The organism is Blastopirellula marina, assembly GCF_002967765.1.
GTDB lineage: Bacteria > Planctomycetota > Planctomycetia > Pirellulales > Pirellulaceae > Bremerella > Bremerella marina_A.
Genome location: NZ_PUHY01000013.1, coordinates 107,944 through 134,111, shown reverse-complemented (window position 1 = coordinate 134,111; position 26,168 = coordinate 107,944). Strand labels below are relative to the sequence as shown.

The following is a 26,168-nucleotide window of genomic DNA, read 5'->3' as shown; positions in this document are numbered from 1 at the left end:
CCCAGACGGCAAATTCTGGAACAATCGGTACTTAAGTCGCCATCCTCGTTTAGAACCGGTCCATGCCAAGCGCGTCCTCCTCAACATCCAGCCAACGTGTCGTCGTATTAGGTGCCACTGGCAGCATCGGACGAAGCACACTCGATGTGATCCGGGAAAGTAGTGGAGCTTTCGCTCCATTTGCGTTATCTGCGCACGGGCGGTTGGAAGAACTGTTAAAAGCGGCGATTGAGTACCGTCCTCGGTTTGTCGTCGCCAGCGACGAAGATGCTGCCGCCAAGTTCGATTGGTCGCAACTTCCTGCGGAAACGACGTTACTCCAAGGAACAAAAGGACTTCAGGAGGTTTCCTCTCATCCAGATGCCGACATCGTCGTCTCAGCGATCGTCGGGAGAGCCGGATTAGAAGGGACGTTTTCTGCGATTCAGGCCGGAAAACGTGTTGCTTTGGCAAACAAGGAAACTCTAGTTGTCGCTGGGCATTTAGCCACAAAGCTGGCCGCGGAGACTGGGGCAGAGATTCTTCCGGTCGATAGCGAGCACAGTGCGATCTTCCAGGCCCTGAAGGCTGGCAGGGCCGTCGATGTGAAGCGTGTAATCCTCACAGCGTCCGGTGGTCCCTTCCGCAAGCTGTCGAAAGAAGAACTTCTGAAAGTTACGGCGGAACAGGCACTTGATCATCCCACCTGGAAGATGGGGCCGAAGATTACTGTCGACTCCGCCACGATGATGAACAAAGCTCTCGAGATCATCGAGACAAAGTGGCTTTTTGATCTCTCCGCGGAGCAGATCGAGGTAGTCGTCCATCCGCAATCGATCGTCCATTCGTTGGTTGAATTCGCCGATGGGTCGGTGGTGGCTCAAATGAGCCCGCCAGATATGCGAATGCCGATCCAGCTCGCGATGACCTACCCCCAGCGGACTGAGTGTCCGGCAAAGGCCCTGGACATGACTAAGGCCTTTTCCCTGGAGTTTGAGCCACCAGATTACGGAAGGTTTCCCGCCCTTAAACTGGGTAAAGAGGTGGTGCAACGTGGTGGGACGACCGGAGCCGTTTTAAATGCCGCCAACGAAGTGGCCGTGCAGCGGTTTTTAGAAGGTAAAATTCGATTCGTTGACATTTACCGGGTATGTCGAGCGATTCTTGACGAACACCCGTTTGAACTATCCCCCGATTTAAACCGGTTGCTCGAGCTTGATGCTTGGGCCCGAGAGGAGTCAGACAAGTGGATCACTTGTTGTTTGCGGCAAGCGAAGGATCAAGCGTGCTCCAATACCTAGGGAGCGCTTGGGCTATATTGCTCGGCGTCATGGGACTTGGCGTCGTGATCTTTGTTCACGAACTGGGACACTTTTTGGTGGCCAAAGCTTGTGGCGTGCGTTGTGATAAGTTTTATGTCGGTTTCGACGTCCCGATCACGATCGGTCCGTGGACGATTTCAGCTCTCTGGAAAAAGCAGTGGGGCGAAACGGAATATGGTATCGGTACGATCCCTTTGGGCGGATACGTGAAGATGCTCGGCCAAGACGACAACCCGGGGAACTCCGAGGAAGAGTCGGCCAGCACGATGATCGAAACGGTCGATGCCGATGGCAACAAACAATCCGTAGTGAATCCACGCAGCTACACTGCGAAGAGTGTTCCGCAGCGGATGGCGATCATTTCCGCTGGCGTAGTCTTCAATCTGATCTTTGGGGTGATCTTCGCTGCGATTGCCTACAACCTGGGTGTTTCTTACACCCCAGCCCAAATCAGTTGGGTGCAGCCCGGTTCTCCCGCATGGGAAGCTGGCCTACGTCCCGGCGACGAGATCGTTGGTTTGAATGCTGAGGGCAAAGATCGCAAGCATCTGCGATTCCGCAAAGACATGACGCTACAGATCGCGTTTAACGGCACGGAAAAACCGATGCCATTCGTGATTCGCCGTCCCGATGGATCGCAAGAGGTTGTGATGATCCAGCCTCGTTCAACCTTCAAAGATTCATTCCCACCCACCATCGGCGTGGCGGCAATGAACACCTTGAAAATGATGGTCGCGCCTGAGTTGATGAAGGATTTGTACGGGCAAACGATTGCCGACGAAATGCATGCCGGCGACAGGCTGACCGCAATCAACGACACGCCGATCGAAAGCTTTCTCGATTACGAGAAGTATCTGGCGAATCACCCTTACGAAACGCTAAAGATGAAATTCGATCGTAAGGTCGAATCAGAAGCAGATAGCGAAAAGACAGAGTCGGTAGAGATCGATTTGCCGACCATCCCTTATCGGCAGACTGGCTTGGTAATGGAGATGTCGCCCATCATCGCCATCCGCAAAGATGCTCCAGCCGCCAAGGCAGGCATTGAAGTGGGCGATAAGTTGCTTTCGATTAACGGCGAACCCGTCGGTGACGGATTCACGTTGCCAAGTCGCGAGACCAAATGGGCTGGCCAAACGGTCGACGTGGTCGTGATGCGTGGCGAGGAAGAAAAGACTTTCTCCGTTGAGACAGCCGTACCGGAAGGTTTCGCTACGGATTATCTGCCAGGGTATCAAATGGGACTTCAGACGCTTGGGGTAACCTATAACCTAGGAACTAAGGTGGCGGAAGTCATCCCGGACAGTTCGGCTGATAAGGAAGGAATCAAACCCGGCGACGAGATCCTAGTCGTCGGTTTTCAAGCCAACAGTGAAGCGAGCAAAGAGTACAACGACTCGATGAAGATCGGCGCGAAGGACTTCAAGATCAAGTCCGACGGCATCGCTTGGCAGGCCGTACAGATGACTCTGCAAATCGCCCACAGAAATACTTCGTTGATTCTGACTGTGCAGAAGCAAGGTAAGAATGCGGACGAGTCGGTCAACTTGGCTGTGACGGCAACTCCTTCGGAAACGGAAATGCTTCAAACGCGTTACCTACGATTCGAGCCGCTTCAGGAGATCCAATATGCCGACAGCCTGGGTGATTCCTTGGGCCTTGGCTTACGGGAAGTTGGTGAGGGTATGACGCAAGTCGTCATGGTGCTGCGAAAGATTGCCACCGGCGAAATGCAGATCAGCGGATTGGGTGGTCCAGGGACCATTTTGTATGTCGCAACGGCGGAATCGTCGCGTGGCTTGGCTCGTTTACTGACCTTCCTCACGTTGATCAGTGCGAATCTGGCCGTGGTGAATTTCCTGCCGATCCCCGTTCTCGATGGTGGCCACATGATGTTCCTACTCTACGAAGGAATTCGTGGCAAACCGATCAATGAGAAGTGGATGCTACGACTCACCTATGTCGGACTGGCGATGGTGCTGACTCTGATGGTGACCGTCATCGGGCTCGATATTCATCGCTTCTTCCCCTGGGGATAGTCCTCTGAGTGAAGATGGACAACAAACGTCGCATCCAAAGGTGGTGCTTCTGGATGCGGTCGGAACGGTGATTCAGCCGTTCCCTTCGGTAGCGGCCACCTATCAAGAGGTTGGCCGCTTGCATGGGATTGAACTCGACCAAGCGTCGATACGGTCTCGGTTTCACGCGGCCATCAAACGCTTCAGTGTACATGCGTTTCAGCAGAGCCGTAATCTAGCAGATCCCCTTAAAACGGATGAGGTCAGCGAACGTCTGCGTTGGCAAGCAATTGTCGATTACGTTCTCTCCCCAACCCCTCAGCAGAAGTGCTTGGTTTTTGAGTCGCTATGGGATCACTTTGCCCACCCTGAAAACTGGCGACTATTTGATGACGTGCTTCCAACACTCGACTTTCTCGTTGAACGTGGATTTCGGTTAGGGCTGGCTTCCAATTTCGATCAGCGACTCCGTCGCATTGCCGAGTTCTATTTCAGCGATTACCCGCTCGAGCTTTTCGTCTCGTCCGAAGTGGGGTGGGTAAAGCCGGCCAAGCAGTTCTATGCAGAGGTGACGCGACGTCTTGGGCTCTCGCCGAATCAAATTCTGCTGATCGGTGATGACTGGGAAAATGACGTCAAAGCTCCGCAAAAGTTTGGCTGGCAGACCGTCTATCTTGATCGCGACGGCGGGCCCGATGGTGTGGGTAAGTCTAATGGACACAACACATTAGAAGATGCCGTGGATCGGCTGTTTCCCAACTAAATTGCCCACTAATTGATGTTGGTCGCCCAAGGGGGTGCCGGTTACATTAGGGCGATCCGTATCGAAACATCCCACTTTGGAAAGGATTCCTCCATGGGAACCACGCTGGCACAACTCGCCGAACTCGTCGATGGAACGGTTTTCGGCGACCCCGATCAGGTCATCACCGGGGCGAATATCATCCGCGACGCGGTGGCCGGCGAAATCACGCTGATGGATAAGCCGGATCAAGTCCAGCTTCTCATGGAGAACTGTACCGCTTCGGCGGTCTTAGTTTCTCAGGCTTCGGACAAATTGACGATCGATGGAATTATCGTCGCTAACGTGCATGAAGCGTTTGGCAAGGTCGTCCGCTTCTTTCAGCCTTGGGAACAGAAGCAAAATACTGGAATTCATCGGTCGGCGATTGTTTCCCTGGCCGCCGTTGTCGATCCTACCGCGACGATCGGAGCTGGGACGGTGATCAGCGATGGTGTTGTCATCGGAAAAAATACCGTTGTCCATAGTGGCGTCCATATTCAAGCAGGCTGCCAAATTGGCGAAAACGTCACCATCTTCCCAGGTGTGGTCCTGTACGACCGCACCGAAGTGGGGGATCGCTGTATCATCCACGCCTCGGCCGTACTGGGGGCCTACGGCTTTGGTTACGATTCGTCGACCGGAAAACATATTCTCTCGGCTCAATTGGGTAATGTCGTGCTCGAAGCCGATGTCGAAGTCGGAGCAGGCACCACGATCGATCGTGGTACGTACGGGACGACACTAATCGGCGAAGGCACGAAGATCGACAATATGGTCATGATCGGCCACAACTGTCGGCTCGGCAAGCACAACCTCATCTGCTCGCAAGTCGGCATCGCCGGTAGTGTTTCGACTGGTGACTACGTTGTAATGGCAGGGCAGGTCGGAGTTCGTGATCATGTGCATATCGGTACCGGGGCGGCGCTTGGTGCCAAAGCTGGGGTGGGTACCGACATCCCCGAAGGTCAGCAATCGCTGGGTATTCCGGCCGGACCGATCAAAGAGATCATGGCCGAACACATGGCGATCAAACGGCTGCCCGACATGCGGAAGACGATCAAGTCGTTAGCCAAGCGTATCGAGCAATTGGAAAAGGAAGCCGAAGCGGCCAGCACACCCGTGATTCGCAAAGCCTCCTAGAGTTTCGCAGCGATGGATCATTCTGATGCAAGCCCGGTCGCCCTGTTAGCTGGCTGGGGAAATCTTCCAATCATTGTCGCCGAAGCAATCAAAAGTACCGGTCGGCGAGTGGTCTGCGCGGCCGTGAAGGATCATGCCGACCCAATACTGGAAAAGATTTGCGATAGTACAACTTGGGTTGGACTTGGGCAGCTTGGCAAAGTGAAACGTCACTTCCAACGGCACGGTGCCACGCAAGCGACTATGGCGGGCAAGATTCACAAGGTTCGACTCTTTGATCGTGGTGCGATGTGGAAGCATTGCCCCGATTGGTTCTGTCTACGCACGTTCGCCCCGCAAATGATTTGGGGAAGTGGTGATCGAAAAGATGACACGTTGTTGATGGCGATCGTCAACGGATTCGCCAACCAAGGAATTACCTTCTTACCTGCAACCGATTTTGCGCCGGAGTTGCTTGTGAAATTTGGCATGATCGCTGGCTCCGAGCCACGTGGAAAACAGTTGCGTGATATCGAGTTCGGTTGGGAAATGGCCAAAGAACTCGGGCGGCTTGATATTGGGCAGAGCGTAGCTGTAAAGAACCAAGCTGTCCTAGCCTTGGAAGCCATTGAAGGGACCGACGCTTGTATTCGTCGTGCGGGCCAGCTGTGTAAGGCGGGCGATTTTACCGTGGTAAAAGTTGCCAAGCCACAGCAGGACATGCGGTTCGACGTGCCCACCATTGGCGTGGGAACGTTAGAGACCATGGTCGAAGCAGGGGCAAGCACGCTGGTTTTAGAAGCGGAAAAAACAATTCTCCTGGACGAGCCCGCCGTGTTAGAATTTGCTAAGACACATCGATTGACGATCCTCGCGATTAACGAGGAACGTCTCGCCGAATTCGCTCCTTCTTCGGAAGCGGCCTAGGAAATCATCCTCCTGGCCGCCCTGCCAGGTTCTCATGCTCCGCACTTCGATTCTCGCTTTATTACTGGTTAACCTTCTGCCAATCGTTTCGATGGCGCAGGAAGGGGTGGTCGTTCGCAATGGTCTTCCTTTCTACAAGGGACGCGAGATTGCCCAGACGATGCATTACCGCGGTGCTCCTTGGCTGATCCGCGAAAGTCGCCAACGGGAAGAAGATTGCCAGAAGATGCTCGAGAACCTAGGCGTGAAGCCAGGGATGACCATTTGCGATATGGGCTGCGGAAACGGATTCTATAGCCTGCAATTGGCGAAAATGGTCGGTAATGAGGGCAAGATCTTAGCGGTCGACATTCAATCGGAGATGCTGCGACTGCTCAAGGCGCGAGCGGAAGAGCAGGGGATTGAGAACATCGAGTTGGTTCTCGGCGATATCGACGACCCCAAACTGCCGGAAGGCAAAGTCGACCTTATCATGTGTGTCGACGTCTACCACGAGTTCTCCCATCCTGAGGAGATGTTGGCTGGCATGCGGAAGTCGCTCAAGCCAGATGGAATGATCGTGATGCTGGAGTTCCGTATGGAAGATCCCAAGGTCCCGATCAAGACGCTGCATAAGATGAGTAAGAAACAGATTCTACGCGAGTACAAGCTGAATGGTTTTCAGCTTGCCAAAGAGTTTGACGGATTACCTTGGCAGCACATGATGTTCTTTGAGAAAACCAAGGACGAGGAGTAAGCCGGCACTACGGCAAACTCCGTCTAGAGACGATCTTGCGTTGACGTAGAATCAAATCCACTCTGGTAAGGCAGTGCGAACCCAATTCGGCAACGATCTTTTGCATCTTCAATCCATAGCCGACCCCGCAGTTTTTCAATCAAGAGTCGGCTGACTTCCAGCTCTGGATCGATCTGCTCTGGCAGACAGTGAAGCGTTTGTACGAGGTTGCTTTCCATCGGATTGAGCAACTCAATTTGTACACAGGCTTCCAGATTGACGGCCATCGTTTGCAGGGTGATCGATGGATTCTGCTCTGGCCGAACATACTGCACAGCGAAATCGAGTAAGTTGCGAACGATGGTTCGCACTGCTTCTGGATCAGATTGAACGGGTGGTAGAGGCTTCGAGGTGAGATTCGTCTGGATGGCGAGGCCAGCTGCGATCAACTCTTGGACGGCCGGTTCAACGGCGCTTGTTACCGAGACCGGCTCTGGCGACCAGTCGACGGACGTAATCTTCGTGTACGCGAGCACTCCATCCATCAGATTTCCCAACCGATCGAGGTGCGGCAGATCATGGCTGGGTAGCACTTTGGCTTTTTCGATGAGTTCCCGCAGGGCGGCGGTTGTTTCACGACACTGAGTGGTTGCGGCCTGAACAATTTGCGGAAAGACAATGCGCTGGCGAATCGCCTGTCGCTGCGATGGTGCATCTTGCATCGCACTGGAAAGGCTATGGACGAGGGTATCTCGGTTCAGGTCGTCCTTTACTAGGTAATCTTGGCAACCTAGCTTTATTGCCTCGACGGCTAAGCTCTCGTGCCCCATCGCAGTCATCATCACCACAGGCAGATCCAAGAGAACCAATTCCGGCAGAATCTGTAGTCCGTTTCCGTCGGGCAGGCGATAGTCGAGCAACGCGCAGGAATACGACTGAGATGCCAGTTGGCCACGTGCCGCTTGCAGGCAATCGGCTTCCGAGATAGCAAAATCACGCCCCAGCAATCGCTTGACGAGCAAACGAAATACGGAATCGTCTTCCACCAACAGAATCTTCGGAGATGCGGATACTTCGCTCATTTAAGAGGACTTTCTCAACCACACTTCGGGAATTCGACAATCTGGGCGTAGTGATCCAGCATTCCAATCAAGTCACGGAATTCAACACCGGCATGCGATTTAGTAACGTAGCCAGAAATTCCTTCGGCATACGCTTCGCCGCGATCTTGATCGTCATTCGATGTCGTTAGAACGAAAACGATACTTTGCTTCAGTTCATCATGCCGACGGAGGTTTCGCAAAAACTCGAGGCCATTCATGCCTGGCATTTTTAAGTCCAGCAGAATGATGAACTCACCGCGTCGAAACGGACTATCGGAACGCTCCAAAAGTTCCAAAGCTTGAATACCATTGCGCGCCCGATGAATTGTGCAATCGAGATGAGCTTTGGCAAATCCGCGTCGGACAGCTTCAGCGTCGATGTCATCGTCCTCAACGAGCAAGATTTTAATTGTTTGGAGAATCATTCCTGTCCTTCCTTCGCCAAAATCTTCGGCCATAGAATCCGAAACGTTGTTCCCTGGCCTATTTCCGATTCGAGGCTTACCTTTCCGTCGATTGCTTCGACTGTCTTCTTCACGATCGACAGGCCCATCCCGCTGCCTTCGACATCGTCGCGAGGACGAAGTGTCTCGAACATCTTGAAAATCCGCTCGTGAAATTCGGGCGATATTCCGGGGCCGTCGTCCTGTACGGCAAACTCATAGTACGTTCCCACGTTTTGGCAGGTAACGCGGATGTAACCATCCTCTCGATCATGGTGTTTGATCGCATTTTGAATCAGGTTCCGCAGTGTGAGATCAAGCGGCACCTTAATTGTATGAAAGACCGGCATCCCTGGACCAATTTCAATCTTCATGGAAGCGGGCCGTTGCAGGCTGTCGGTGATCGATTTCAGCAGATGATTGGTGTCGACTTCTTCAGGCTCTTGGTTCTTTCGTCCCACTCGCGAGTATTGTAGAAGGTCGTCCAGCAGAGTCTCCATCCGTTTGATGCGCTGTTGCATCAATTCAATATAGCGAACCGATTCTTCATTTAGTTGTCCTTCGTTGTCATCGCGGATCCAACTGGCGAGGTTCTTCACGGCTTGTAGCGGCGAGCGTAGGTCGTGCGAGGCGATGTAGGCGAATTCGTCGAGTTCTTGATTCGACTTTTCCAGCTGTTTCATGTGTCGGAGAAGTTCACGCTCGGCCTTTTTGCGTTCCGCGATTTCAACCTCCATCTGGGCGTTCAACTTCTCCAGGTCAGGTAGGTTCAGCACGCGTGGAATCACGGGGATCATCGCGAACACGGTTCCGAGAGAGACAATCGCGGTGATTAATTTCATGAAGCCGGAGAAACGGTAGACCGGCTCCCAGAAAATGATCGCTTCGGTCAGATGAACAAACCCGCATGAAACGATAAACAGGGCAAACAGGACGACCAACTTCGGGAAGGGGAAATCGCGACGTCGCATTAAAAAGAAAACGAGCGTAATCGGAATCGCTAGATAGGCCCCAAAGATCGCGAGATCGGAAATGATATGCAGCCAGCCAACTTCTGGCTCCTCAGTCCATACCGAACCGCAATACCAACGTGCTGGAAACCCATCGGTAGCGAAGAGGTTGGCAAAGAAAAGCCAAACCCGACTCAGAAAACCTGTTAGCATCAGAATCAAGCGTTTCGCCCTCCCTATGACTGGCGAAAGTCATACTATTAAGGGACAGCGCGCACGAATGTTCGACGAAGCGTTGAACTAGAATAGACGCTACCTGCCCCGGGTTTTGTCGCTTATTCAACTAAGTTGCAGTGTTATGGTGGCTGATTTGATTTTCAAAAACAACTCCACAAGCACTATTTGTTACCTACTTTGGTAAATCGACAGATTTTTCCCAAAACCGTAGTCTTCACGCGAAGGACGAAAAAATATGAAGTTCATCGTCCCGATTATTTGGGTTCTGCTTGCTCTGATTACCCCACTTGCAGCGGGCGAGTACAATCCTGTCGTTAATGTGGGGGAAGTTCTCATACCATGGAATGACTTGCCCGGAGTTGACGGAGAATCACATAGTTGGAAACAGCTTGAAGGGAAGAAGGTGGTGATCGTCGCGTTCACCTGCAACACTTGTCCCTATGCGATTGATTACGAGGTTCGACTGAAAGACCTCGCTAAGAAGTGGCACGACGACGATCGCGTTGGCCTGGTCGCGGTGAACTCCAATTTGATCGACGAAGATTCGCTGGAGGCTATGGCAGAGAAAGCAAAAGCCGCGAAGTTTACGTTCCCCTATCTAAAAGACGAAAAGCAGGAACTTGGCAAAGCGTGGGGCGCCACCCGGACGCCTGAGTTCTTCGTTTTGGACCAAGAGCGACACGTCGTTTACATGGGAGCACTTGATGACGATACCGACGCCGAGAAGGCAACGATCAACTATGTGAACAAAGCGGTTGAAGCCGTGCTCGCTGGAAAGCAGCCCGAAGTTCAGGAAACCGTCGCGATCGGTTGCAATATTCGATACAAGCGAAGTCGCCGACGTTAAGCACCGCTCTAACGTTCGAATTGGAAAAGCTTGATCCGATTTCCGTCCGGATCAGCAATAGTCCACTGAATGAAGCCCTCGTCACTCTTTTGAATCGGGGCTTCCGGCTCGGTTAGGTAGGCTGCAACATGCCGACGAACCATCTCCAAGTCTTCCACTTCTATTGCCAGGCTAATGGCCGATCGATCTCGAGGCTGGTCATCCTGCAACTGCAGCAACGACAATCGCCATCCTTCGCCCGTAAGCAGGGCGTAGCCATCTTCTTCACTGCGTAGTCGAGAATCCATTCGTAAAGCCGACGTATACCATCGCAGCATGGTCTCCCACTGGGCGGTTCTAATTTCAACGGCGAAGAGTTCCATGCGTCAACGTTCTATTCAAGCAGTCGAATCAAATGATTGGCAATTAATTAGCGATCGGCCTCGAAAGTCTGCTCGAATGCCACCTCACCGTCGACATCGCACAGTTGAAACACGATCCACGAACGATCCTTGTTTCCGTCGACCCGTACGTTCAGGAAACCACCTTGTACCTTGTGGAACCGATGATACTTCGGATCACGTCCTGGTGTACCGCCTGCATGCGAGTTGCTGGCAGCTCCGACACTAAATTCTTTGACACCTGTTTCAGGGTGGATCGAATAATATTGCCAATGTCGATCACCGCAGACCACAAAGAAGTTGTCTGGCACGTTCGCTTGTAGCCATTGTCGAATCTCATTCCCTTCGTGGCTGTAGGTCGCGTTGGAATGATTGTCGTTTTTGTTTTTACGATCTGGACCGACGATCGGAGTGGGACTAATTAAGACTTTCCACGAAGCATCGCTGGCGGCAACGGTACGTTTGAACCAAGCCTTTTGTTCGGCACCCCAGATTGTTTTTTCTGGTCCATCTTTCATTTTGTTGGGTGTGCGGAAATCGCGTCCATCCGTTAACCAAATCTGGAGATCCTTACCCCAGCGAAAAGTCCGGTACGATTGGCTACCCAGTGGAGCTTGCTGGCGATAGATTTTCTGCCCCTCTTCGAAGGTAAATTCTCCGTACGTTTGTCCAGGCCACGAGTCATCATCAAGCGTGTCGTGGTCGTCCTTGAGCCAATAGGTAGATGTGTTTCGCAGTGCTTCCACGAGCCGTGGCAGACTAAACATGCGCTGCCAGTGCAAACGAGCCAAATCAGAAGTCATCGCGCTGGGGGCGTCGTTGTCGTAGTAGATCAAGTCCCCTGTCAACGAGATAAAATCGGGATCTTTGTCCTGCATCGAAGGATAAATCGGATGGCCATCGGGATGGTCACGATCGGGATATCCCTGGCAGGTCATCACGCAGAACTTAACCGGGGCGACCACATCTGCTTCGGGCGCGGTTCGAAACTTGCCTATTAGTGCCCCATGAGGCGGTTGCCCCTCGATCAAAGTTTCACTGCGGAGGTGATAGGTAGTTTGTGGATTCAATCCCTCCAATGGGAATTGATGGATGTAATCGCCCTCTTCATTAACGTTCATCCAAGATGTGGTAATCGCGTTCTGCTTTTCTTCCGCTGGCCAATAGACCAGCCGCACTTTACCGGGCTGTCCCGGGCAGGCGCCTTCGATCGATTCGACCGGTGTGTTTAGTGCTTCTTCCGACTTGCCTCGCTTCTTGAAAACAACCCCGTCATTATTACGGGCGGTGTTCTTTGTTAGCCGTGTCCAGACAATTGCCGTCGTTGGAGTGACTTCACCAATTCGAAGACCCGTCGCTTGGTAGATCGGGGCACTGTTCGGCTGGGCGGAAACACATGGGACCGTACTGGCGATGGCAGCCGTAGCGACGGTTCCCTTGAGAAAGTAACGGCGCGAAGTTTTCATCGATTTCGATTCCCGAAGAAGAGTCCAGATGTGGGGAATTAGGGTGAATATTCCCGCCAATCGGAGCATTAGGTTGGGTGGTGTGTTCCCAGTCGCGTGGAAGGTAAGCTTTTCTTTAGAATAAAGGGAGTGACTTGGACGAACAACATCTCGATGGCTGATCCGACAAAACAGTAGAAATAACCTGACTCGACGGAGAACCGTTTCACATGGACGCTGAAGCTCAAGTGTTGTGGAAAAAGCTCGTCGATTTTAAGTTTGATGAACCAGGGGCAACCTTAACGTTCGCGGCCCGTCTCGCTCGTGAAAATGGTTGGCGTCTTGGATATGCCAAGCGCGTCATCGAGGAGTATCGTCGCTTTCTATTTCTGTCGATGGTTTCGGGACACGCGGTCTCTCCCTCGGAAGCCATCGATCAGGCATGGCACCTACATCTCACTTACACCAAGTCGTATTGGACTCAGCTATGTGGGGAAGTCTTGCCGCGTCCATTACATCACTGCCCGACGAAGGGTGGTAACGAGGAGACGGAAAAGTTCGACTCGTGGTACGGTCGAACGTTGGAAAGCTACGAGCATTTTTTCCAGCAGGCACCCCCAGCGGACATTTGGCCGCCGGTGGGCGAACAAATGGAATCCGCCGCTGATAGCCGCTGGGTCGATACAAATACCTACTTCCTGATTCCTCGCAATCCGCTGAAGTGGCTCACCTTCGCGTTGCTCTTGATTATCCCGGTGGCGATGTTTGGGGGCTGCGCTGCGGATGCCCCAATGCCGTTCCAGCCTTTTGATTTTGATGGGCCCACGTTCCTGAAATTCTTTGCGTTGATCGGTGGCTTGTCGCTTGTCATGGCCGTCTCGATTCGCTTCTTGTACCCGTGTCAGGATCCTCCCCTTCCCGTAGAAGTAAAAACGCCAGCGCAGAAGGTCTACCTTGCCCAGGGGCCAAAGGGTCTTGTTTTAGCTGCGATTGCGAAGATGATCGAGGAGAAAACACTGCAGTTGAAGGAGATCGAGGGTGGCTGGATAAGTGGGAAGAAATATCAATTGGAAACAGCCAATCCGTTACCGGTCGATGCCAGCGAGGTCGAGAAGCAGATTTATCGTTCCGTCCCTGATTCCAAGCCAGGAGAACTTGGTAAGCTCGTCGCGAAGGTTATTCCGTTGGCGATCGAAGAAGGGGCCATCCTGCAGGAAATGGGATTGATCGAATCCAACCCATGCGAATCTTTCATCCGGCGGTGGGTACCATCGCTGATGATGGCAGGCGTTGCGGCACTCGGTACCGTCAAGATATTCGTCGGGTTATCACGAAACAAACCTGTGTTTCTGTTGATCCTGATGGTTGCCGTGGCGGTGGTTGCCGCCATCTGGCTGTTCCGACGTGGCTTCCGTACCTCGGCGGGTGAAAGCGTTCTCAGGAATCTACGATCCGAGCACTCCCATCTCGGTTCCGCGGTACGCGGGAGCGACGGGTTTTCAGGCGAAGATATCTTTTTGGCAGCAGGAATCTTTGGCCTATCAGCCATCGCAATGGGACAATTGGGATATCTCGACCAGGAAGTGCGGCGGTCCACTTACTTAAACAACAGTGGGTACGCTGGCTGTGGTGGAGCAGGCTGCAGCAGTAGCTGTGGTTCTGGATGTGGGAGCAGCTGCGGCAGTGGGTGCGGGTCAGGTTGTGGAGGATGTGGCGGAGACTAACGGACGCTGTTAAAAAGGAGTTCGCTATGATGGAAACAGAGATAACTTACATCTGCAATGCATGCGGGGAAGACATTGTCATCCCGCTCGATCCTTCTCAAGGAAGCGTGCAGGAGTTTGTTGAAGACTGCCCGGTTTGTTGCCGGCCTCATGTGATTCATGTCGAGATCGACGACGATGGTCAGGCCCGAGCATGGGCCGAGCCGGAGCAAGACTACGACTAAGATAGATCTCGCCTGCCACCCCCATCCTGCCTTGGAAAGGACTCAGATGCCTGAGGGAAAAGTCTTGATTATCGTCGGGGATGCTGCCGAAACCCTCGATACGATGTATCCTTATTACCGTCTTGTCGAAGCTGGCTTTACTCCGGTTGTTGCCGCCCCAGAAAAGCGGCTTTACCAAATGGTGCTGCACGAGGTGAAGCCGGGCTGGACGATCACCAAGGAATGGGAAGGTTACACCATTCAAGCGGACATCGCTTTCAGCGAGATCAATCCTGACGACTACATCGGGATCTTTTTTAGTGGTGGTCGCGCCCCCGAATATATCCGTTACGACAAAGATCTGGTTGCCGCTACCAAAGCGTTCTTTGCGGCGAATAAGCCAATCGCCAGTGTTTGTCACGGTGTAGAAATCCCTGCCTACGCCGATTGCGTGAAGGGCCGTCGGATGGCAACCGTGCCGAAGTGCAAGTTCGATCTCGAAGTTTGCGGTGGAACGTTTGTCAACGAGCCCTGTGTCATCGACGACAACCTCATCAGTGGCAGGACCTTCCATGATAACGGCCATTTCGTCGGCCCGTGGATCAAGTTATTGGAAGAGTACACGAAGAAGGCGACAGCCTAGTCGGCGAATAAAAAAGGCTACCCACTTAGTTCGCGGGTAGCCTTGGCTTGGAGGTATTCGGCAAGTTTGGCGAGAAGCTACACGTCCATTTCGACCTGAGTTGGCTTCCAGATATCGAACAGCACGCTCAGTAGCACCGGCACTAGGAACATTGTGAAGACGGTCGAAACGATCAGACCGCCCACCACCACGGCCCCCAGGCCCCGGTAAAGTTCACTGCCGGAGCCTGGCATCAAAACCAGCGGCAGCATACCACCAACCGAAGTAAGCGTGCTCATTAAAATCGGGCGAACGCGGCTTTCGACACTTTTGGCGATTGCTTCGCGCGGCGTCAGGTCGCTCACATCCTCCCCTTCTTCGCTCCGGCCTTGGAGGAAGTTGATCGTTTGGTAGACGATGAGAATTGCGTTATTCACCACCACCCCGGCCAGGATTACGAAACCAAGGATCGTAAGCACGTCCATGTTTTGAACGGGCATATACCGGTCGACGACGCTCCATTGATGCACTAAAGCGAGTCCCGCGAATCCGCCAAGCAAGGCCAACGGCACGCTCACCATGATCACCAGCGGATAGGTCCAGCTTTGGAACAATACCACCATCAACAAGTACACAATGGCCAGAGCTAGAAAAAGCGAGCTTCCCAGCGTGCCGACAAACGAACCGTCGCCCATCAGAGCTTCGCGAATCTGCGACAATTGCCCCGCTGAACCTGCCAAACGCATTTCAACATCGGGTGTAATCGCCCCTCCTTCACGGAGGCCAGCCACGATTGCGTTAACGTCGTCAATTGCTTGTTGCAGTGGCAATCCTGGTGGTGGCGTGAACTGAAGGGTCACGGCCCGCTGTCGGTCGACGTGTTTGATCTGGTCGGCCGCTTCGACGTTTTCAATGTGCGACAAATGCTCTAAGTCGACCACCGAGCCACCTGGTGTTGCGATCGGCGAGTTGAGCATTGCGTACGTCGGATCGGACTGCAACGCTTCGACATTGACGATCTTCAAGTCTTTCAGCTCACCACCGACATCGAAGGCACGTGGCAGCAAAATACCATCCCCATTTGCTGCCACGGCCAGACCGATGTCCCGCCTGGTCATGTTGACGTCTTGCAAACGTTCGTCATTTGGAGTGATTCGGATTTCACGAGTCGGCAGAGCGAAGTTCACTGGCTCAGGCGTAACTGCCATCGGGCCGTACTTTTCCATCAGCGTTCCGAACAAGGCCCCAGCAGCACCACTCACGCGATCAAGGTCGTCACCTACAAGATCGATCTTAATCGCGGATCCGGTTGTTCCACCGGTGCGGAAAAGAGGCATCTGGAAGGCAAAGTTGATAACGCCAGGTGCTTGATCACCTCCGGCGGCATGGCTGAAGAGCGACGGCGTATCGGCCACTCGCTTCTTGTCCTTCGAGATACCGACTTGAAGCACGCGACCATCCCAGGCAACCAGGAAGTAGTGGTCCAGTGGCGGCGGGAGAACGGTTTGGTCGCTACCGAGAACCGGAACGGGAACACGATGGTCTTCCCCGTCCCATTCTTCGCCACGCACGACCGCTTCGGCACCGAACTTGTCGCCGGCCGCTTCCCAGGCTGGCTTGATCTTCGACTCCATGCGTTCGCCGATCTCGGTAAGCTGTTCGACGTTGTAACCGGGCGGAGGCATTAAAATGCCAATCACGATATTCCGGTTGCCGAGCGGCAAATAGTCCAGCGGCGGAACCAGGAGTAAGATACCTACTACGGTGACAACGCCAAACCCGCCGATTACCGCTAAGCGGGTAGTCCAGTTGCCAATCAATGCGTAGACCGTGTTGCCGACCATGGCAGGTACATTGGTCAGGCTGGCCACGAAGCTCCAAATTCGGCTGAATACCGTTTTCTTCTTAGTCGTTTCCGGGGCCGCTTCCTCTTCGTGGGTATGCTCTTGGATGTTTTTCGCTTTCAACCACTGACCAGCCGCCGAGGGAATGACTGTGGTCGAAACGACGTAACTCACACCAACGGCTGCCATGATTGCTAAGGCAATGTCACGGAAGAGTTGCCCAGCTTGTTCTTCAATGAGCAGGATTGGAAAGAACACCACCAGCGTTGTTAGCGTCGAAGCGAGCACCGCGCCAGAGACTTCTTGAGTCCCTTCCACGGCTGCGCGAGTCGCGGACTTGCCCATTTCGATATGGCGGAAAATGTTCTCGATCACCACGATCGCATTATCCACCACCATGCCGACGGCGAACGCCATGCCGGCTAGTGAGATAATATTCATCGAGCGGCCCATCGCCACCATGATCACGACGGCCACGACCGTTGAAATGGGAATCGCAATCGCGATAATCCCAATCGTACGGAGCGAGCGCAAGAACAATAGCAGCGTCAACACGGCCAGAATACCACCCATGATGATATTGCTCTCGACCAGGGCGATCGCGTCGACCACATAGGTCGTGGCATCGTACGTTTGAACGAGCTCTAAGGTCCCGTTGATGCCTAAGCGTCGTGCTTCCTGTTCGAGCACACCACCGGGCTTGTTCAGTTCGGCCAGTTCCTTTTTGATGCCGTCCATGGTCTCGAGCAGGTTACCGCCACTTTCCAGCATGAAACTAAAGAACGGCATTGTCTGGCCGCGGGCTCGCACCCATTCGGTCATTTCCTTGTGGGCTTCTTCCACCGTGGCAACGTCACGTAAGTAAATTGGCCCGGTCGCTTCTCGACGAATCACCAGGCTCTCAACCCATTGGGCATCACGGAAACGGCCCACGCTGCGAACGCGAATATCACTTTTACCTTCCGGCAACTTACCGCCAGAGAAGTTACCGTTGTTGTACTGCAGTGCGTTGACCAATTCCTGGTAGGTAATCCCTCGTTGCGAGAGGGCAACCGGATCGACCTGGATCTGCACTTCCTTTTCACGGGCACCACGAATCCCAACTTGGGAAACGCCTGGAATTCGCTCGAAGCGTGGGCGAAGTCGGCGTTCCATGAAGTCGTAAAGCGTGGTGGCATCGAACTCGGGATCGGTAGATGCCAAACCAATCCACGAGATATAGTCGACCGACTCGGGATCGAAGTCTTCCACTTGAGGCTGATCGACTTCCGCTGGGTAGCCCGAGACTTCTGACAGCTTCTGATCGACCTCAGCCATCGCATCGTCGATATTCGTGCCGGTCATGAATTCCAGACGAATCTGACCAGAACCGGCTTGCGAGATACTGGTCATCGAGACCAGCCCCGATAGATCGCCGAGCCGCTGCTCTTGTTCCTCGATCACGTCCGATTCAATTTCCTGGGCCGAAGCATTCTCCCAGTAAGTCATCACCGAGATGACGACCGACTGAACTTCAGGTGTCATACGGATTGGCATCTTGGTAAAGGCCAGCACGCCGGCCATGATGCTCAGGATCACTCCAACCGCGACCGTAATCGGTTGGCGAACGGCAAGTTGGATGAAGTTCATGAAGAAGTCCTATAGGAAGTTTTTGATCGCAAAGTTTCGTTCGTTTCCGTTCTTAATCAGGGAACGTCACTAACGAGTCTTGGCTGCCATGTTGGCTGCGGTTTGAGAGGTTTGGTCTGGCTCGACCGTGACCGCGATCGCCATGCCGGGCATCAAGCGTTCGTTGCCTTCAACCACGACCAAATCGCCGTCAGCCAACTGGGGCGAATCGATCACTACCAAGTCGCTGGTTTCGAACTTAACCTTTACGGGAGTACGAACTGCCGTCTTCGTGCCTTCTTCCCCGGCGACGGCTTTGTAGACGTAGGAGATCCCCGCAGAACGGATGACAGCGTCTTTCGGAACCGTCAGGCTCTTCTCCGATGGACCGGTTGGAAGCCAGGCAACGACCGACATCCCAGGTGTTAGCACCGCGTCTTCGGCATTCAGCGTAAGTACGTATTGAAAGGTACGTGTCCGTGCATGGACGTCATGAATACGCTTGGCTGAAGTTGAGACGAACTTACGATCGGTTCCGATAATGTTGACGGGAACGCTTTGGGCATACTGGCTGACCGTACCAGCATACCGCTCGGGAATCTCGAGCCAGGCTTCGATCTTACCGGTCGATACCAAGGTGACAAACGGTTCGCCCGCTCGGATCCATTCGCCCGGTTCGGTATGACGCGAGATCACTTGGCCATCATACGGTGCGTGAACTTCGGTATCGTCCAGTCGCACGTTGATTAACTCTAGCTGACGGCGAATCTCGTCCAAGCGACGGCGATCCGTTTCCAATTTAGCCTTGGCGATCGTGAGTTCGGTTTCAGCACGCTCGAATTGCTGCTGAGAGATCGCATTGTTACGAATCAACGATGTTGATCGTTCCATATCAAGATTGGCTTGGCGTAGTTCGGCCTCCCGCTGGGCGATCAGAGCTTCCGCCGTACCGTACGCGGCTTCCAACTCGCCTTTCTGGGCGGCCAGTCGCCGGGAATCGATTCGAGCAATCACGTCCCCTTCTTTGACCGTGGCCCCTTCACGGACGGTCACTTCAAGCACGCGACCATCTTCCAGGGCAGCAACGCTACCGCGTGCGACCGCTTTCAAGCTGCCCGTGAAACGATGATGTGGCTCGACCTCTTGCTGTTTAACTGCAACGGCACGTACGGCTGTCGGTGGCATCTGGGCGATTGCGGAAGAGGACATCAAGGCTATTGCGGCCAAGGCCAACATCATTATTCGCGACATCTTTTTCATACGAATGTTCCCCTTCTCGTCGTGTAGTAGACCGGTCGTCTCTGCCTGGGATGCCAGGACGTGTCTACGGGATTCATGCTTTTGCCTTCAGTAATACATGGAAGACATAATGCAGGAAATGGTTCACTGGTAGAATATTATTATTCACTTGCACCCTAATCATCGCCCCCTCAAAGGAGTATATGATAAAAGATGCCAAACTTTCGGCGTCGTGCCCAGGGTCGATTTCCCCCTCGTTCTGGGCGTCTCGTAGGCAATCTGCAATGATTGATCGCCATACTTGCCAACCTTCGTGAACGGCCCGTCTGAGAGGCTCACTGAGGGAAGATAGCTCCAAAGCTAGCTTACAAATAAGGCATTCTTGCCGTAGTTCGCGTGAATTGATTTCGTCGCGTGCCCGCACGAAGTAATCTTCCAGGCGTGTCAGCGGACTCTTTTCGGAGCTCTGTAAGGCCTCTCGAAGTTTTTGGGTATTTTCCACAAAAGAATTCTCGATCACCGCGACTCCCAGTTCTTCTTTCGATTTGAAGAAGTGGTAGAAGGAGCCTTTCGGCACCCCCGCATCGTTCAGGATCTCGTTCAGGCCGACTCCGTTATAGCTCTTGGCGATCATGGCCTTTCGGCCCGCCTCGATGATCTGGCTTTTCGTTTCGTGGGTCACGTGAGAGTTTGCTGCCTAACTAAATGAGTGTGGATGGCAATATTAGACCAGTCGTCTAGTGGGGTCAAGGCTTAATTTCGTGTAGCCGGCGTGATCAAGCCGGTCTCCGGTTCTCCAACGCGGAAGAATCAGGGAGAAACTCCCGCCAGATGCGAACGAAGCGCGGAAGGCCGCTACTGGCACCCGCTTGCGGTATCGACACTTTTACCAAACAGGGCTAGATTGGAGATTGACGTTTTTAATGAGTGTGTCCCCGGAAGTTGCCCCCTTAACTCGATGGAAAAGCAGGACCTTGTCGAGCGAATGTTGCGGGCGATTCGCCGCATCATTTTGAAAACGTCGCACTATTCGCGGTCTCTCTCACGCCATTCTGGGCTCACGTTACCGCAGCTTCTTTGTTTGCGGGCAATTCGTGATCTTTCGCAAGAGAAGGATGAAGTCACCGCCGCGCAGGTTTCGAGTCGAGTTGGCTTAGCCGCGCCGACCGTGTCCCGCATTCTCGAACGCATGGAGCGTGCTCAATTAATTGAACGTATCCGTAATAGCCCAGATCGTCGCCGCGTGCTCATTCATTTAACGGAAACCGGCAAGCAGCGATTAGATGGGATTCCCACTCCCCTTCAAGAGCAATTCGTCGATCGAGTGACTTCGCTCGCTCAAGAGGAGCAGTGGAATCTTTTGGCCTCTCTAGAGCAGGTCGTCGAATTGATGGAGGCCGCCGACCTGGACGCCGAGCCGGTGATCTCCGCGGAATTCGAGTCCCGCGAAGATCGCAAGCTCTCTTAATCACGGTCGATAACTTAAGAACCTTGGGCGTGGAGGTGTTCCGCCAAATGGCGTTCGAAGTTCGTTCTCTACGCTGTTGAATACCAGAAACAAATTGGTACGTGGGTAAGGGCTGAGGTTGCTGGCCGACGCGTGCATGGTGTTGCAGTCGAACATCACGGCCGACCCAGGTGCGCCTGTCGGAGCGACGATCTCTCCTTGTTCAGCTAATAGGCTGAGTGCTTCACGATTAGGGACACCGAATTCTTGCTTCTTCAGTGAACTACGGAAGTGCTCGTCGGGCGTTTCTCCGACACAGCGAACGTACGATTGATGCGAACCCCGCACCAGCATCAAAGGACCGTTGTAGGCGGTGTTAGCTGTGAGGCTGATCGAAATACTTACCGCACGCATCCGCGGCATGCCGTCCTCGACATGCCAAGTCTCGAAGTCGGAGTGCCAGAAAAACTCTTTGCCTTGGAAGCCTGGCTTGAAGTTGATTCGCGACTGATGAAGATAGACCTCGCTACCGAGAATTTGACGCGCGATACTGACGATGCTGTCGTCGCGGCAGACGTCCGCGAATGCCTCATTGTCTTGATGAACGCGAAAAATCGAGCGAATTTCTCGGCTGCTCGGTTCCGAGATGACATGATCAAGATCAGGCGGGAGCGATTCTTGCAGATGGGTTGCTTCCGCGAGGAGTGATTTGGCGCGATCCGAGCTGATTAGTTTTGGGAATGGAAAGTATCCCCACGATTCAAACGTTTCGAGTTGATTCGGATTGAGTGGGCCTTGAGCTTCCGGATCCCAGAGCACGGGGTCTCGGCGAGGGGCGATTTCCCACTGGGTACCAATACGAGAGCTATAGGGGTCGGCTAAAAGCGCATTGTCTGCTGGCATGATCCTTCATCGGGGATGTTGGGTTCGTGATTCGTGGGGACGACGGTCCCTGTCCGGTTTCATTCGGTTTGGGAGGTCGCGATCCTGTGAGGGACCGTCACGATTCACGACGCATGCTCTGCGACGATGGGGCCGTCGCAGAGCGTGGCATGATGCGTCGAGCTATTTACTTGGCAGCTGGGTAAACGCCATTCTCGTCGTGGACTTCGTTTCCAACGACCGCTGGGTTGAAAACACAGACCATGCGGGTATCAACGTGGGCGGTCAGCAGATGCTTGTCATTCAAATCGAGTGCATACACGGTGCCTGGCTTAATCTCAAATTTCTCGCCACTTGGAACGAGTTCAACCGTAGCGTGCCCTTCGATGCAGTAGACCGCTTCTAGGTGGTTCTGGTAATGAATCGGTGTGGTCGTGCCGGCTCGTAGGATCGTGTCGTGCAGCGAAAACCCCATCTTGTCGCCAGCTAGAAGAAGGCGGCGACTATTCCAGTTGCCCCCTTCGACATCGCGCTCGGTACCCAGAATATCCTCTAAGCTGCGAACTAACATTCTTTCACTCTCCTTCTGTGACGCGGAAATATCCGCGAACTATACCAATTTGAAATTGTTTGAATCAAAAAAAACGGGGGCACCCTACCTAAGCAGAGGCCCCCGGTTGTTCTCGTCCGGAACGTCGCAATTCAGCGGCGTTGTCGGGCTATTATCTTATGCAACGGCGATTACTTCGCGCCGACCGTCGTCTTCGTGCTGACGTCAGAGCGTAGATTCTCGTGGATAGCTTCGGTGATAATCCGCAAGCCTTCCTTCAAGGCATCGTACTCGATGGTCAGCGGTGGCAAGACCTTCAAGACTTCGTCATTTGGACCCGCCGTTTCCACAATCAAGCCACGGCCAAATGCGGTACGTGAAATTTTGTTGGCCAGCGTGTGATCTGGGAACTCGATTCCCTGGATCATCCCACGACCACGGACACTTCCGTCGTAACGGTCGGCCATTTCGAGGAACGCATCCTTGATAATGCGTGCTTTTTCGTGCACTTCCTTCGACAGACGATCATCTCGCCAGTAGGCTTCCAATGCGGTCGAAGCGGTCACGAAGGACGGATTGTGGCCACGGAACGTTCCGTTATGTTCGCCCGGTTTGAACGCGTCAAACTCAGGTTTCACCAACGTGACTGCTAAGGGAAGCCCATATCCGGAGAACGACTTCGACAGGCAGATGATATCGGGTTCGATGTCAGCGAACTCGAAGCTAAAGAACGGACCGGTTCGACCACAGCCGACCTGAATGTCATCCAGAATCAGCAGTGCGCCGGAAGCTTTAGCGAGCTCAGCGATGCGACGCAACCATGTCTTCGACGCGACGTTCACGCCGCCTTCGGCCTGGACGGTTTCCAGAATGAAAGCAGCCGGCTTGTCAATGCCGCTACTGTTGTCTTCCAGGTAGTTTTCGATCATCGAGATCGTATCGGTCTCGGCGTCGAAGTAATCGCAGAACGGCATGTGGGTTGTGTCGTGCAATGAAACACCAGCACCAGCTCGCTTACCGGAATTACCAGTAATTGCCAGCGAACCGAGTGTCATTCCATGAAATCCGTTGGTAAAGGAGATCACGTTACGACGACCAGTCACCTTACGGGCCAGCTTTAGCGCCGTTTCAACCGAGTTGGTTCCTGTGGGACCAGGGAATAGCACTTTGTAGTCCATGCCCCGTGGTGCAAAGAGGACATCCTGCATCGATTGCAGGAGTCGCTTCTTGGCGACGGTGGTCATGTCGAGCGCGTGTGTAATCCCATCGCCGGAGATGTACTCCAGCAGCGCGTTCTTCAGGGTTTCGTTATTGTGTCCGTAATTCAGCGAGCCTGCACCGGCGAAGAAGTCGATGTAGGCTTTGCCGCTCTCATCGATCATCAGGTGATCTTTTGCCGTCTTAAAAGTCGTCGGGAACGACCGGCAATAGCTGCGTACGTTGGATTCCATTCGGTCAACAATATTCATGATTATTCTCGTTCGGGGCCTATCGGGCCGACCCGGCAAAGTTCTTCCGGGTCATGGGCAAAGTTTCCAAAATGATCTGCACGGAAATACGGGGTGTAGTTGATTTCCGTGTGCAAGGAACGTGCCAGGGCATTAAAGAGACTGCGAGAAGGCACGTTGTCAGGCGTAATTGTGGCCTCGACAAATTCCAGCTTCTCGCCAGGGAACTGTCTAATCAGGGCATCCAGCATGCGTTTGGCTAAACCTTGTCGTCGTGCTTCAGGAGCAACAACAACCTGCCAAACAAACAGCGACGAGGGTCTTTGTGGTGGGACGTAGCCAGTCACAAACCCAACGATGGCGCCATCAAGTTCTGCCACCACGCAGGTGTCGGCGAAATCTTGACAGAGCAGCAAGTAGAGGTAGCACGAGTTATCGTCCATCTCTTGGCTGTTGGCGACCAGTTCACGCAGCTTCGCGCCATCTTCGACGCGTGGTTTCCGGAAGTTCATCCGGGCCTGATTCCTCCTCTGGAGTTCCTCTGCTTCGCACTTTTGGAGTCAACAAGACTCGCAAAAGGTTCCCCAGCGGGGAGTCGCGAAAATTACTGCAGCAATGGTTGCTGCTGCAACTAATTGGCTCTAAAATCTAGCACATTTGATTCAGATGATCAACGTGCGATCACGGGTTTTCACCTGGATCTTCGGATAATCGCAACTTTCGTTGCTGTAATGTATTACGGTTATTTTTAGCCAATGTTCGATGAAAAAAGATCGCAGGTTTCGTTAGCTGGAGTATTAGTGTTGCTAATATTCCTGGCAGCCATTGGCGCGATCCTATGGCAGGCGAATCGTTCCAACGCTAACGCTGAAAGCACGTTAGCGAGAATTCAGCGGACCGGAAAAGTCCGCATCGGCTTCGCCAACGAGAAACCATATGGGTACCTCGATACCAAGAAAGATTTAGTTACCGGAGAAGCTCCTGAGATCGCGCGATACATCTTAAAAAAGATCGGCGTTGACCACATTGAGCCTGTGGTTGCTGACTTCGGCTCCTTAATTCCCGGTTTGAAAGCGAAGCGATTCGATATTATCGCAGCGGGTATGTATATCACGCCTGAACGCGGTAAAGAAATTGCTTTTTCCAATCCCACATACGCCATCGGCGAGTCTTTCATTGTGCTGGCCGGCAATCCGCTCGACCTGCATAGTTATGAAGATGTACGCGACAATCCGGACGCCAGGATTGGTGTCATGGGGGGCAGTATTGAATTGAAATACGCGCAAGATTTGGGAGTTGATGAGAGCCAAATCGCTGTGTTTGCCGACTATGCGAGTGCATTGCAGGGCCTGAAGGGAGATCAGATTGATGCGGTGGCCGCGACCTTTCTCACCGTGAAGGATCTGCTCGAAAAACAAGACAGCGATGCGATCGAGCAAGTCAATGATTTTCGCGACCCAGTCATCGATGGGAAAGAGACGCGAGGCTTCGGAGCATTTGGTTTCAGGCAACAAGACGAAGCACTGCGAGAACGTTTTAACGAAGAGCTGGCCAAATTCATCGGTACGCCAGAGCACTTAGAACTGGTGAAAAAATTTCAATTTGATGAGTCGACCCTGCCTGGTAACGTAACCGCCAAGGAATTGATAGAAGCACCGTGAGCGACCTTCCCCCACCTTTTGATTTGCTCCCATTCTTGTTGAAGGGGCTGCATATCACTGTCATTATCGCTCTGGGCGGTTCCGCCGTGGCGATTGTGATGGCAGTGGTCTTCGGCCTATGGAGCAAGTCGACCGATCCCATCCTCCGCTGGTTCAGCGCTGCCTACATCACGGTGTTCCGCGGTGCCAGTGCGTTGATCTTGCTTTACTGGTTTTATTTCGTGATGCCGGAACTGACCGGCTTCGGTCTTGATGCGATCACAACCGGGATCTTCGTACTGGGGGCAAACGTCGGAGCTTATGGGGCGGAGGTTGTTCGCACGAGTATCGAGTCGGTTTCCAAGGGGCAGTATCAAGCGGCAGCGGCGTTGAATCTCAGCCGTTGGCAAACGATGCGATACGTCATCTTCCCGCAGGCAGTGCTCAGCATGGTTCCTCCGTTCGGCAATCTTATGATTGAACTACTGAAGGGAACCGCCCTCGTGTCGACGATTACCGTAACCGACCTGACGATGCAAGGAATGTATTTGCGGGCAGACACACATCGCTCGTTGGAAATCTTCGGGCTGCTGCTGGTGATCTACTTCCTGCTGTCGAGCCTCATCACGCTCGGGTTCCGTTTGTTGGAGCGTCGCCTGTCGCATGGGCGAGATTATGGAGGAGGGCAGTAG

General features: G+C 53.4%; 25 protein-coding genes. 13 read left to right on the top strand and 12 right to left on the bottom strand.

Annotated elements, in window-relative coordinates; genetic code table 11:
- The first annotated feature begins 62 nt into the window (after positions 1-62).
- The 6 genes from dxr (at position 63) to C5Y83_RS22570 (ending at position 6,885) form a co-directional block, all read left to right on the top strand.
- Positions 63-1,280 carry a 1-deoxy-D-xylulose-5-phosphate reductoisomerase gene (gene dxr / locus C5Y83_RS22595; RefSeq protein WP_105332066.1) on the top strand — a complete coding sequence of 406 codons (1,218 nt, stop codon included), beginning with the start codon at positions 63-65 and terminating at the stop codon, positions 1,278-1,280.
- Positions 1,265-3,340, top strand: a complete 2,076-nt coding sequence (locus tag C5Y83_RS22590) for a site-2 protease family protein (RefSeq protein WP_146117881.1) — start codon at positions 1,265-1,267, stop codon at positions 3,338-3,340. The genes dxr and C5Y83_RS22590 overlap by 16 nt, the downstream gene beginning before the upstream one ends.
- A 40-nt stretch (positions 3,341-3,380) precedes the next feature.
- Positions 3,381-4,082 (top strand): HAD-IA family hydrolase, encoded by a 702-nt coding sequence (locus tag C5Y83_RS22585; protein WP_158262465.1) that lies wholly within the window; start codon positions 3,381-3,383, stop codon positions 4,080-4,082.
- Between the two features lie 93 nt (positions 4,083-4,175).
- On the top strand, positions 4,176-5,243 hold the full coding sequence (gene lpxD, locus C5Y83_RS22580; RefSeq protein ID WP_105332063.1) for a UDP-3-O-(3-hydroxymyristoyl)glucosamine N-acyltransferase: 1,068 nt from the start codon (positions 4,176-4,178) through the stop codon (positions 5,241-5,243).
- A 12-nt stretch (positions 5,244-5,255) separates the two neighbouring features.
- Positions 5,256-6,149: an LpxI family protein gene (locus tag C5Y83_RS22575; RefSeq protein WP_105332062.1), complete on the top strand. Its 894-nt coding sequence runs from the start codon at positions 5,256-5,258 to the stop codon at positions 6,147-6,149.
- A gap of 34 nt (positions 6,150-6,183) precedes the next feature.
- Positions 6,184-6,885: a class I SAM-dependent methyltransferase gene (locus tag C5Y83_RS22570; RefSeq protein WP_105332061.1), complete on the top strand. Its 702-nt coding sequence runs from the start codon at positions 6,184-6,186 to the stop codon at positions 6,883-6,885.
- Between the two features lie 23 nt (positions 6,886-6,908).
- Here C5Y83_RS22570 and C5Y83_RS22565 read toward each other — a convergent pair whose 3' ends face one another.
- From C5Y83_RS22565 to C5Y83_RS22555, 3 genes are read right to left on the bottom strand one after another with little or no spacing between them, the layout of a single operon-like run.
- Positions 6,909-7,946, bottom strand: a complete 1,038-nt coding sequence (locus tag C5Y83_RS22565) for a response regulator (protein WP_105332060.1) — start codon at positions 7,944-7,946, stop codon at positions 6,909-6,911.
- A 14-nt stretch (positions 7,947-7,960) separates the two neighbouring features.
- Positions 7,961-8,392, bottom strand: coding sequence for a response regulator (locus tag C5Y83_RS22560; protein ID WP_105332059.1), 432 nt, complete (start codon positions 8,390-8,392; stop codon positions 7,961-7,963).
- Positions 8,389-9,573 carry a sensor histidine kinase gene (locus tag C5Y83_RS22555; RefSeq protein ID WP_105332058.1) on the bottom strand — a complete coding sequence of 395 codons (1,185 nt, stop codon included), beginning with the start codon at positions 9,571-9,573 and terminating at the stop codon, positions 8,389-8,391. The genes C5Y83_RS22560 and C5Y83_RS22555 overlap by 4 nt, the downstream gene beginning before the upstream one ends.
- A gap of 259 nt (positions 9,574-9,832) precedes the next feature.
- Here C5Y83_RS22555 and C5Y83_RS22550 point away from each other — a divergent pair, with 259 nt between their 5' ends.
- Positions 9,833-10,444 carry a thioredoxin family protein gene (locus C5Y83_RS22550; protein ID WP_233207329.1) on the top strand — a complete coding sequence of 204 codons (612 nt, stop codon included), beginning with the start codon at positions 9,833-9,835 and terminating at the stop codon, positions 10,442-10,444.
- A gap of 8 nt (positions 10,445-10,452) precedes the next feature.
- On the opposite strand, the gene C5Y83_RS22545 is transcribed toward C5Y83_RS22550, so the two are convergent.
- Both C5Y83_RS22545 and C5Y83_RS22540 read right to left on the bottom strand, forming a co-directional pair.
- Positions 10,453-10,806, bottom strand: a complete 354-nt coding sequence (locus tag C5Y83_RS22545; protein ID WP_105332057.1) for a VOC family protein — start codon at positions 10,804-10,806, stop codon at positions 10,453-10,455.
- 47 nt (positions 10,807-10,853) lie between these two features.
- Positions 10,854-12,290: an alkaline phosphatase D family protein gene (locus C5Y83_RS22540; protein WP_158262464.1), complete on the bottom strand. Its 1,437-nt coding sequence runs from the start codon at positions 12,288-12,290 to the stop codon at positions 10,854-10,856.
- A gap of 209 nt (positions 12,291-12,499) precedes the next feature.
- On the opposite strand from C5Y83_RS22540, the gene C5Y83_RS22535 reads away from it, so the two are divergent.
- From C5Y83_RS22535 to C5Y83_RS22525, 3 genes are read left to right on the top strand one after another with little or no spacing between them, the layout of a single operon-like run.
- Positions 12,500-13,993, top strand: a complete 1,494-nt coding sequence (locus C5Y83_RS22535) for a TIGR04222 domain-containing membrane protein (RefSeq protein WP_105332055.1) — start codon at positions 12,500-12,502, stop codon at positions 13,991-13,993.
- 26 nt (positions 13,994-14,019) lie between these two features.
- A complete protein-coding gene (locus C5Y83_RS22530) occupies positions 14,020-14,217 on the top strand; it encodes a CPXCG motif-containing cysteine-rich protein (RefSeq protein ID WP_233207328.1) in 198 nt (65 codons plus the stop codon).
- 46 nt (positions 14,218-14,263) lie between these two features.
- A complete protein-coding gene (locus C5Y83_RS22525; RefSeq protein ID WP_105332054.1) occupies positions 14,264-14,839 on the top strand; it encodes a DJ-1/PfpI family protein in 576 nt (191 codons plus the stop codon).
- Positions 14,840-14,916: 77 nt separating this feature from the next.
- Here C5Y83_RS22525 and C5Y83_RS22520 read toward each other — a convergent pair whose 3' ends face one another.
- The 3 genes from C5Y83_RS22520 to C5Y83_RS22510 form a co-directional block, all read right to left on the bottom strand.
- Positions 14,917-18,291 carry an efflux RND transporter permease subunit gene (locus tag C5Y83_RS22520; protein WP_105332053.1) on the bottom strand — a complete coding sequence of 1,125 codons (3,375 nt, stop codon included), beginning with the start codon at positions 18,289-18,291 and terminating at the stop codon, positions 14,917-14,919.
- Positions 18,292-18,360: 69 nt separating this feature from the next.
- On the bottom strand, positions 18,361-19,530 hold the full coding sequence (locus C5Y83_RS22515; RefSeq protein ID WP_105332052.1) for an efflux RND transporter periplasmic adaptor subunit: 1,170 nt from the start codon (positions 19,528-19,530) through the stop codon (positions 18,361-18,363).
- Between the two features lie 73 nt (positions 19,531-19,603).
- Positions 19,604-20,191, bottom strand: coding sequence for a TetR/AcrR family transcriptional regulator (locus tag C5Y83_RS22510; RefSeq protein ID WP_105332051.1), 588 nt, complete (start codon positions 20,189-20,191; stop codon positions 19,604-19,606).
- A gap of 276 nt (positions 20,192-20,467) precedes the next feature.
- Between C5Y83_RS22510 and C5Y83_RS22505 the strand changes: the two genes are divergently transcribed.
- Complete coding sequence (locus C5Y83_RS22505; RefSeq protein WP_105332050.1) at positions 20,468-20,977, top strand: MarR family winged helix-turn-helix transcriptional regulator; 510 nt, start codon at positions 20,468-20,470, stop codon at positions 20,975-20,977.
- Here the strand turns inward: C5Y83_RS22505 and thpD are convergent, their stop codons facing one another.
- The 4 genes from thpD to ectA form a co-directional block, all read right to left on the bottom strand.
- A complete protein-coding gene (gene thpD, locus C5Y83_RS22500) occupies positions 20,978-21,859 on the bottom strand; it encodes an ectoine hydroxylase (RefSeq protein ID WP_105332049.1) in 882 nt (293 codons plus the stop codon).
- A 166-nt stretch (positions 21,860-22,025) separates the two neighbouring features.
- Complete coding sequence (locus tag C5Y83_RS22495) at positions 22,026-22,409, bottom strand: ectoine synthase (RefSeq protein WP_105332048.1); 384 nt, start codon at positions 22,407-22,409, stop codon at positions 22,026-22,028.
- A 170-nt stretch (positions 22,410-22,579) separates the two neighbouring features.
- Positions 22,580-23,857: a diaminobutyrate--2-oxoglutarate transaminase gene (gene ectB / locus C5Y83_RS22490; protein WP_105332047.1), complete on the bottom strand. Its 1,278-nt coding sequence runs from the start codon at positions 23,855-23,857 to the stop codon at positions 22,580-22,582.
- A 2-nt stretch (positions 23,858-23,859) separates the two neighbouring features.
- Positions 23,860-24,348, bottom strand: a complete 489-nt coding sequence (gene ectA / locus C5Y83_RS22485; RefSeq protein ID WP_105332046.1) for a diaminobutyrate acetyltransferase — start codon at positions 24,346-24,348, stop codon at positions 23,860-23,862.
- Between the two features lie 243 nt (positions 24,349-24,591).
- Here ectA and ehuB point away from each other — a divergent pair, with 243 nt between their 5' ends.
- Positions 24,592-25,497: an ectoine/hydroxyectoine ABC transporter substrate-binding protein EhuB gene (ehuB, locus tag C5Y83_RS22480; RefSeq protein ID WP_105332045.1), complete on the top strand. Its 906-nt coding sequence runs from the start codon at positions 24,592-24,594 to the stop codon at positions 25,495-25,497.
- Entirely contained in the window at positions 25,494-26,168 is a 675-nt protein-coding gene (gene ehuC / locus C5Y83_RS22475) for an ectoine/hydroxyectoine ABC transporter permease subunit EhuC (RefSeq protein WP_233207327.1), read from the top strand. The genes ehuB and ehuC overlap by 4 nt, the downstream gene beginning before the upstream one ends.

Coding starts and splice junctions, on each gene's coding strand:
- dxr (WP_105332066.1), top strand. CDS start 63: ATGCCAAGCGCGTCCTCCTCAACATCCAGCCAACGTGTCGTCGTATTA.
- lpxD (WP_105332063.1), top strand. CDS start 4,176: ATGGGAACCACGCTGGCACAACTCGCCGAACTCGTCGATGGAACGGTT.
- C5Y83_RS22575 (WP_105332062.1), top strand. CDS start 5,256: ATGGATCATTCTGATGCAAGCCCGGTCGCCCTGTTAGCTGGCTGGGGA.
- C5Y83_RS22570 (WP_105332061.1), top strand. CDS start 6,184: ATGCTCCGCACTTCGATTCTCGCTTTATTACTGGTTAACCTTCTGCCA.
- C5Y83_RS22565 (WP_105332060.1), bottom strand. CDS start 7,946: ATGAGCGAAGTATCCGCATCTCCGAAGATTCTGTTGGTGGAAGACGAT.
- C5Y83_RS22560 (WP_105332059.1), bottom strand. CDS start 8,392: ATGATTCTCCAAACAATTAAAATCTTGCTCGTTGAGGACGATGACATC.
- C5Y83_RS22555 (WP_105332058.1), bottom strand. CDS start 9,573: ATGCTAACAGGTTTTCTGAGTCGGGTTTGGCTTTTCTTTGCCAACCTC.
- C5Y83_RS22550 (WP_233207329.1), top strand. CDS start 9,833: ATGAAGTTCATCGTCCCGATTATTTGGGTTCTGCTTGCTCTGATTACC.
- C5Y83_RS22545 (WP_105332057.1), bottom strand. CDS start 10,806: ATGGAACTCTTCGCCGTTGAAATTAGAACCGCCCAGTGGGAGACCATG.
- C5Y83_RS22540 (WP_158262464.1), bottom strand. CDS start 12,290: ATGAAAACTTCGCGCCGTTACTTTCTCAAGGGAACCGTCGCTACGGCT.
- C5Y83_RS22535 (WP_105332055.1), top strand. CDS start 12,500: ATGGACGCTGAAGCTCAAGTGTTGTGGAAAAAGCTCGTCGATTTTAAG.
- C5Y83_RS22530 (WP_233207328.1), top strand. CDS start 14,020: ATGATGGAAACAGAGATAACTTACATCTGCAATGCATGCGGGGAAGAC.
- C5Y83_RS22525 (WP_105332054.1), top strand. CDS start 14,264: ATGCCTGAGGGAAAAGTCTTGATTATCGTCGGGGATGCTGCCGAAACC.
- C5Y83_RS22520 (WP_105332053.1), bottom strand. CDS start 18,291: ATGAACTTCATCCAACTTGCCGTTCGCCAACCGATTACGGTCGCGGTT.
- C5Y83_RS22515 (WP_105332052.1), bottom strand. CDS start 19,530: ATGAAAAAGATGTCGCGAATAATGATGTTGGCCTTGGCCGCAATAGCC.
- C5Y83_RS22505 (WP_105332050.1), top strand. CDS start 20,468: ATGGAAAAGCAGGACCTTGTCGAGCGAATGTTGCGGGCGATTCGCCGC.
- thpD (WP_105332049.1), bottom strand. CDS start 21,859: ATGCCAGCAGACAATGCGCTTTTAGCCGACCCCTATAGCTCTCGTATT.
- C5Y83_RS22495 (WP_105332048.1), bottom strand. CDS start 22,409: ATGTTAGTTCGCAGCTTAGAGGATATTCTGGGTACCGAGCGCGATGTC.
- ectB (WP_105332047.1), bottom strand. CDS start 23,857: ATGAATATTGTTGACCGAATGGAATCCAACGTACGCAGCTATTGCCGG.
- ectA (WP_105332046.1), bottom strand. CDS start 24,348: ATGAACTTCCGGAAACCACGCGTCGAAGATGGCGCGAAGCTGCGTGAA.
- ehuB (WP_105332045.1), top strand. CDS start 24,592: ATGTTCGATGAAAAAAGATCGCAGGTTTCGTTAGCTGGAGTATTAGTG.